The 985-nt window shown below is 22.2% G+C and carries 1 protein-coding gene; it reads right to left on the bottom strand.

Annotation, left to right across the window (positions count from 1 at the left end; translation table 11 throughout):
- Positions 1–36: 36 nt before the first annotated feature.
- A complete protein-coding gene (locus ACH8JV_RS19475; protein ID WP_396523290.1) occupies positions 37–444 on the bottom strand; it encodes a hypothetical protein in 408 nt (135 codons plus the stop codon).
- Between the last annotated feature and the right edge of the window lie 541 nt (positions 445–985).

Genomic DNA, 985 nt, shown 5'->3' with positions numbered 1-985 from the left:
TATTAAAATTAAATAGGACTTCATTATTATGAGATTTTAATTTATTTTTTCAATATTAAATTCAGAACTCGCTATTATTTCACAAAAGCTGTTTTGTGAAATAATTAAAAATTTATTTAAATTCAATCTACTTAGTGGATCAAATCTTTTCAGATCTTCCTTATCAATATACTCAATTCTATAAATACCAGCTTGCCAATTAGTACTTTCAAATACACTTATATCATATTTCTTTTTAATTTCGTCAGGCCACATTTTATTAATCTCATAATAACATGAAGCTACAGTATTAAAATTTATTTTAAAAAAAACCAAGTCCTTATATTCTTTCACCTCTCCATCCATAATAATAGTCAGAGCCTCATCATTTTTAATTAAATTTAACTCAAATATACTTCCTATTAAATATATATGTTCAAAACTTAAAAAACCTAACCTATTCATATTACTTCCTTTAAAATAGTTCTTAATTTACCACAACCATCTTTTAAATCAATATTATAAAAGTTACACTCTTATCTGCGATTCATATATCAAAATAAATATCGACGCTTGTACCAACGTTAATACTAATGTAGTTTTTATTTAATATTATTTCTGAATAAATAATATTTTTAAATAAACTCCATCAGTTTCATAATTAATTAAGCTACCAAAGATAGCTTGACCTAAAATCAACCAATTTAATAAGAAAAAATATACCCTTTTATTCTTGAGTAATTTTTTTTGATTTAGTCGATTTTGTGAAATCATTAAAACTGTATTAACCCAAATATCATATTTTATATATTATTATTTTATTCCTGTCACAAGGTTTATATTTTTCAAATCCAAAACATTAGCTTTTCTACAAAAGTTAACAACCTCTACTAATAAATCATAAATTTCAAGTTTTTTCAATTAAAAAATAATTACTATCAACCATATTCAGATCTGACATTTCTTAAAAATTTTCTCTACTTTGTATTTTAGTTATATTTATTAC

This window comes from Acinetobacter sp. ABJ_C5_2 (genome assembly GCF_044538485.1).
Taxonomy (GTDB): Bacteria; Pseudomonadota; Gammaproteobacteria; order Pseudomonadales; family Moraxellaceae; genus Acinetobacter; species Acinetobacter nosocomialis_A.
Note: the sequence above shows the minus strand (reverse complement) of the source record. Positions and strands in the feature narration are given on the sequence as shown.